This is a genomic window from Micromonospora sp. NPDC002575, from assembly GCF_042889525.1.
GTDB classification, from domain to species: Bacteria; Actinomycetota; Actinomycetes; order Mycobacteriales; family Micromonosporaceae; genus Micromonospora; species Micromonospora carbonacea.
On sequence record NZ_JBIARA010000003.1, the window covers coordinates 1 to 5,634 of the forward strand.

Below are 5,634 nucleotides of genomic sequence, written 5' to 3' on the forward strand. Positions count from 1 at the left end.
AGACGCTCGGCTGGGACAACCCAGCCGAGCGCCTACGTGATCTACTGACAACCACATAAGCCATCAGGTGTTGCGAGGACCCCCAGAAACCGCCCAGAATGCGTTAACAAGGGGCCCTTCCTTGCCCCCTGGCGGGCGGGCCGCGCCGGGCGGCTGCGGCGCGGATATCCTGGGGCCGCCCCGCCGTGACCCGGCGGGCCCGCACTGTCGGCCTTCCCACCCCGAAGGACTACGTCGATGACCGTGGCATACCTCGTGGCCGGTGTCCGCACCCCGATCGGCCGGTACGCCGGCGCGCTCGCCGGGGTGCGCCCCGACGACCTCGCCGCGCGCGTGATCCGGGAGCTGGTGGCCCGCCACCCGTCGGTGGACTGGGCCCGCGTCGACGACGTGGTCCTCGGCTGCGCCAACCAGGCCGGCGAGGACAACCGCAACGTCGCCCGGATGGCGGCGCTGCTGGCCGGGCTGCCCGGCGAGGTGCCCGGCAGCACCGTCAACCGGCTCTGCGGCTCCGGCCTGGACGCCCTGGCCACCGCCGCCCGGCAGGTCGTGGCCGGCGAGGCAGAACTGGTCGTCGCCGGCGGCGTGGAGAGCATGAGCCGCGCGCCGTTCGTCATGCCGAAGGCCACCGCCGCGTTCTCCCGCGCCGCCGAGGTGTACGACACCACGATCGGCTGGCGGCTGGTCAACCCGCTGATGGAGCGGGGCTGGGGCATCGACTCGATGCCGGAGACGGCGGAGAACGTGGCCGCCGAGTACGGCGTGGGCCGCGCCGCGCAGGACGCGTTCGCGTACCGGTCGCAGCAGCGGGCCGCGAAGGCGCAGGCCGACGGCCGGCTCGCCGAGGAGATCGTGCCGGTGACCGTGCCGGCGGGCCGGCGCGAGACGAAGCTGGTCGACGTCGACGAGCACCCCCGGGAGACGACGCTGGAAAAGCTCGCCGCGTTGCCCACCCCGTTCCGCGACGGCGGCACGGTGACCGCCGGCAACTCCTCCGGGGTCAACGACGGCGCGGTGGCGTTGCTGGTGGCCGGCGAGGCGGCGGTGGCCCGGTACGGCCTCACCCCGCTGGCCCGCGTCACCGGGGCGGCGGCGGCCGGCGTGCCGCCCCGGATCATGGGGATCGGGCCGGTCCCGGCGACCCGCAAACTGCTCGACCGGCTCGGCGTCGGCCTCGACGCGGTCGACGTGATCGAGCTGAACGAGGCGTTCGCCGCCCAGTCGGTGGCGGTGCTGCGCGAGTGGGGCCTGCCCGAGGACGCCGAGCACGTCAACCCCAACGGCGGGGCGATCGCCCTGGGCCACCCGCTGGGGGCCAGCGGGGCCCGGCTGGCCCTGACCGCCGCCCTGGAGCTGCGCCGCCGCGACGCCCGGCGGGCGGTGGCGACCATGTGCGTCGGGGTGGGGCAGGGCATCGCGCTGATGCTGGAGTCAGCCGGCTGACCGGCCGGTCAGCCGCGGCCCGGCCGGGAAACAGACCTCGCGAATGGTGGAACCTGCGGCTTAGAGTGTGGAACACCACAGACCCGCGGGTCTGCCGGTCGGCGTGCCCGGCGTACCCATGCCGTGTCCCGACGGCCGGCACGGCCCGTGGCGCGGCGACCACTGGCGGGAGCGACACAGGATGGCGGACGGACTTCCCACCGAGATCGACCTGAGTCGACCGAGCGCGGCCCGGGTCTACGACTACTTCCTCGGCGGCGCGCACAACTTCGAGATCGACCGGCAGTTGGCCGAGCAGATCGCCAGCATGACGCCGAACCTGGCCGCCACCATGCGGGCGGGCCGGGAGTTCCTGCGCCGGGCGGTCCGGGCGCTGCTGGACGCCGGCATCGACCAGTTCCTCGACATCGGCTCGGGAATTCCCACCGTCGGCAACGTCCACGAGGTGGCGCAGGCCGCGAACCCCAAGGCCCGGGTGGTGTACGTCGACATCGACCCGGTGGCCGTGGCGCACAGCCGGGAGCTGTTGGCCGGCAACGACCTGACCGGGGTGATCCACGCCGACCTGCGGCAGCCCGAGGCGATCCTCGCCGCGAGCCGGGCCATGGGCCTGCTCGACCTCGACCGCCCGGTCGGCATCCTGCTCGCCGGGGTGGTCCACTTCGTCCCCGACGCCGACCGTCCCGCCGACCTCCTCGCCACCCTGCGGGCGGCAGCCGCCCCGGGTAGCTTCCTCGTCGTCTCGCACTCCACCTTCGAGGACCAGCCGCAGGAGATGCTGGACGCCCAGCGACTGTCGGCCCGCACCGCCACCGAGATCACGCTGCGCTCCCGCGCCGAGATCACCGGCTTCTTCGGCGACTGGACGATCCTGGAGCCGGGCGTGGTGCACATGCCGCTCTGGCGTCCCGACTCGCCGTCCGACGTGGACGAGCACCCCGAGCGGTTCGGCGCGTTCGGCGGCGTCGCCCGGTACGACCAGCCCGCCGGCTAGGCCGACGTGACAGCGGTGCCGGAACCCGGCGGCGACGTGACAGCGGTGCCGGAACCCGGCGGCGACGCCACAGCCGCGCCGGAACCCGGCGGCGACGCCACAGCCGCGCCGGACCTCGGCGGTGACCCGACGGCCGCGCCGGCAGCCGGCGGTGCTGTCACCGCCGTGCCGGCAGCCGGCGGTGCGGGCTTCAGCCGGGCCGGCGCCCAGTCGTACGCCGCCGCGTGGGCTCGCGCGGCCCGCCGGCTCGGCTTCGTGCCGCTCAGCGCGGCCGAGACCGAACGGCTGCTCCTCGACCACACGGAGCAACTCGCCGGGGCGCTGCTGGCCGAGGCGTTCACCGCCCGGCCGGCCGAGAGCGTCGGCCGGGCGCTGGTCGAGGCGCACCTGGCCGAGCCGGGGCTGCTCGACTGGTCGGTCGCGGCGCTCGGGAACCGGCTCGTCGCCCAGGTGCTGCCCGACCGGGCGGGCCGCCCCGGCACCGCCCAGCGGGTCGCCGCGCTCCAGGGCGGGCTCGCCGCCGGGTTCGCCCGGGCGCTGCGCGACCGCACCTTCACCCAGCAGGAACGCATCGCCCGCAGCGCCTGGCAGGCCCGGGACCTCGTCGAGCAGGCGCTGCGCGACAGCGAGGCGCGGTTCCGGGCCGTGTTCGTCGGCGCGGCCATCGGTATCGGCATCGCCGGCGTCGACGGGCAGATCATCGAGGTGAACCAGGCGTTCGCCGACATGCTCGGCTACAGCGTCGGCGAGCTGCGCCGCACGAACGTGGCATCGCTGTTCCACCCCGACGACGCCGCCGGCATGTGGGAGCTCTACCAGGCGCTCATCGAGGGCAAGCACGACTCGGCCCGGGTGGAGAAGCGCTACTACCGCAAGGACGGCAGCATCGTCTGGACGGACCTCGCCGTCTCGCTGATCCGGCACGACGACGGCCGGCCCCGCTTCACCGTGGCGATGATCGAGGACATCACCGAGCGGTACGAGCTGCAACAACGGCTGCGCTTCCAGGCCCTGCACGACCCGCTCACCGGCCTGCCCAACCGTACGCTGTTCTTCGAGACCCTCGGCCAGGTCCTCGCCGACGCGGGCCCGGACCACCGGATCGGGGTCTGCTTCCTCGACCTCGACGGTTTCAAGGCGGTCAACGACAGCCTCGGGCACGACCTCGGCGACCGGCTGCTGGTGGTGATCGCCCGGCGGCTGGCCGAGTGCGTCGCCGGGCACGGGCACCTCGTCGCCCGGATGGGCGGCGACGAGTTCGTCATCCTCGTCGACGGCGGCGAGGACATCGACGACGCGGTGGGCGTCGCCGAGATGGCCCTCGCCGCGGTCTCCGCCCCGGTGCACGTCGGCGACCAGCAGTTGGCCGTCTCCGCCAGCATCGGCATCGTCGAGTGCCCGGCCGGGGAGACCAGCGCCTCGGAGCTGATGAAGGCCGCCGACACCACCCTGTACTGGGCGAAGGCCGAGGGCCGGGGCCGGTGGGCCGTCTACGACCCCGAACGCAGCGCCCGCGACATCGCCCGCTCCGCGCTGGTCGCCGGCCTGCCCGCCGCGCTGGACCGGGGCGAGTTCGTGGTCCACTACCAGCCGATCGTGTCGCTGCTCGACTCGTCGATGGTGGCCGTGGAGGCGCTCGTCCGCTGGCAGCACCCGGAGCTGGGCCTGGTCGGGCCGGACCAGTTCATCGGGCTGGCCGAGGAAACCGGGCTGATCGTCCGCCTCGGCGAATGGGTGCTCGGGCAGGCGTGCCGCGACGCCGAGGCGTGGCGTCGCGCCTTCCCCGAGGCCAAACTGGTGGTCAGCGTCAACCTGGCCGCCCGGCAGGCCAACGACCCGGCCATCGTCGAGACGGTCGCGGACGCGCTGGGCCGCACCGGCCTCCCGGCCGCGCTGCTCCAGCTCGAACTGACCGAGAGCGCCGTGATGGGCACCGCCGGTGAGCCGCTGCGCGCGCTGCACCAGCTCGCCGACCTGGGCGTACGGCTGGCGATCGACGACTTCGGCACCGGATACTCGAACCTGGCGTACCTGCGGCGGATGCCCATCCACTGCCTCAAGCTGGCGGGGCCGTTCGTGGAGGGCATCCGGCCCGCCGACGGCTCCGCTGACGCGGGCGTCTCCGCTGACGTGGGCGTCTCCGCTGACGTGGGCGTCTCCGCCGACGTGGGCGTCTCCGCTCACCTGGGCGTCTCCGCCGATCACCGCGACGAGCGGATCGTGGACGCGCTGGTGCGGCTGGCGCATGCGCTGGAACTGTGGGTGACCGCCGAGGCGGTGGAGACGGAGGCGCAGGCGGAGCGGCTACGGTCGCTGCGCTGCGACACCGGGCAGGGGCGCTGGTTCGGCCCGCCCGTGCCGGCGGCCGAGATCACCGCCCGGCTGCGCGACGACGCGGAGGGGGCACCATGAGTCTCACCGACTCGCAGGCGGTGGTGTCGATCGTGGCCGCGCTGGCCATCCTGGCCGGGCTCGCCGGGGTGATCGTGCCGGGCCTGCCCGCGCTGCCGCTGTGCTGGGGCGGGGTGCTGGTCTGGGCGATCTTCGGCACCGCCGGGGCGGGCCGCTGGCTGGTGCTGGCCGCCGCCACGCTCGTCGCCGTCGGCGGTGCCGTCGTCAAGTACCTGTGGCCGGGCCGCAACCTGCGCAACGCCGGCGTACCGACGTCGTCGCTGCTGGCCGGCGGGGTGCTGGGGCTGGTGGGCTTCTTCGTGATCCCGGTCGTCGGCCTGGTCGTCGGCTTCGTCGGCGGGATCTGGGGCGCCGAACGGCTGCGGTTGGGCAGCAACCGGCTCGCCTGGCCGTCGACGGTGCACGCGCTCAAGGCCGCCGGGCTGTCGATGCTGGTGGAGTTCCTCGCCGGGCTGGTGATCGCCGTGCTCTGGGTGGGCGGCCTGATCCTCGCGTGAGCGTCGGGTGTGGCCGGTGCGGCGGCGCGGGGCGGTGCGCCGCGTGTGAGAGAGAGGTGAACGCCCCGCGCCGCCGCGGCCGGGCGTTGCCGAGCGCCCGGCGGGCCCGTCCGGATCGGGCCTGGTCACAGGCTCAAGGATGCGCGTGACGGCCCGCTCGGGGCAAGGCGATTACCTGGGTACGGGGGTGGGGCGCGGTGTGGGCACGGTGTGGCGCGGGGTGGGGGGTGGGGGGGGGGGGCGGGGCCCGGCGCGGCGGGGCGGGTGGCCGCACGCGGGGGGGGGCGC

4 protein-coding genes are annotated in these 5,634 nt (G+C 74.8%); all 4 read left to right on the forward strand.

Translation table 11 applies throughout. The annotated features are described in order from the left end of the window. The first annotated feature begins 237 nt into the window (after nt 1-237). The 4 genes from pcaF (at nt 238) to ACFYWL_RS05635 (ending at nt 5,346) form a co-directional block, all read left to right on the forward strand. Nucleotides 238-1,443 (forward strand): 3-oxoadipyl-CoA thiolase, encoded by a 1,206-nt coding sequence (gene pcaF / locus ACFYWL_RS05620; protein WP_386967817.1) that lies wholly within the window; start codon nt 238-240, stop codon nt 1,441-1,443. Between the two features lie 181 nt (nt 1,444-1,624). Next, nucleotides 1,625-2,437, forward strand: a complete 813-nt coding sequence (locus ACFYWL_RS05625) for an SAM-dependent methyltransferase (RefSeq protein ID WP_386967819.1) — start codon at nt 1,625-1,627, stop codon at nt 2,435-2,437. Between the two features lie 645 nt (nt 2,438-3,082). Continuing rightward, nucleotides 3,083-4,849, forward strand: coding sequence for a putative bifunctional diguanylate cyclase/phosphodiesterase (locus tag ACFYWL_RS05630; protein ID WP_386968746.1), 1,767 nt, complete (start codon nt 3,083-3,085; stop codon nt 4,847-4,849). Continuing rightward, nucleotides 4,846-5,346: a DUF456 domain-containing protein gene (locus tag ACFYWL_RS05635; protein WP_386967821.1), complete on the forward strand. Its 501-nt coding sequence runs from the start codon at nt 4,846-4,848 to the stop codon at nt 5,344-5,346. The genes ACFYWL_RS05630 and ACFYWL_RS05635 overlap by 4 nt, the downstream gene beginning before the upstream one ends. The last annotated feature ends 288 nt before the right edge of the window (nt 5,347-5,634 follow it).

Coding starts and splice junctions, on each gene's coding strand:
- pcaF (WP_386967817.1), top strand. CDS start 238: ATGACCGTGGCATACCTCGTGGCCGGTGTCCGCACCCCGATCGGCCGG.
- ACFYWL_RS05625 (WP_386967819.1), top strand. CDS start 1,625: ATGGCGGACGGACTTCCCACCGAGATCGACCTGAGTCGACCGAGCGCG.
- ACFYWL_RS05635 (WP_386967821.1), top strand. CDS start 4,846: ATGAGTCTCACCGACTCGCAGGCGGTGGTGTCGATCGTGGCCGCGCTG.